This is a genomic window from Aeromonas sp. ZOR0001, from assembly GCF_000801015.1.
Lineage (GTDB): Bacteria > Pseudomonadota > Gammaproteobacteria > Enterobacterales > Aeromonadaceae > Aeromonas > Aeromonas veronii.
The window spans coordinates 1-240 of record NZ_JRJY01000072.1; the positions used below are offsets into that span (position 1 = coordinate 1).

1 protein-coding gene is annotated in these 240 nt (G+C 53.8%); it reads right to left on the reverse strand.

All coding sequences use genetic code 11. The features are described 5' to 3' along the window. Positions 1-221 (reverse strand): transposase (locus tag L972_RS09215; RefSeq protein ID WP_197058095.1); only part of this gene is annotated, 221 nt, incomplete at its 3' end. Positions 222-240 lie beyond the last annotated feature (19 nt).

Sequence of the window (240 nt, forward strand, 5' to 3'; positions counted from 1 at the left end):
GTTGCGCGAAGCGTGAGGCTGAAAATCCCCTTGAGCATCAGGAAGGTAGAGATGGTTTGGTCGGTGTAGAGCTGGCTGCGTCCCCGCCGCCTATGATGGTCGTGGTGAAACCAGTTACGCATGGCCTCGGCATCAACCCAGAAGGTGAGTGAACCACGGTTAAGCAAAGACTTGTTGTATTGAGGCCAGTTGGTGACCCATGATGCAGACTTGAAGAGGATGGTGGTGATCAGATCACCA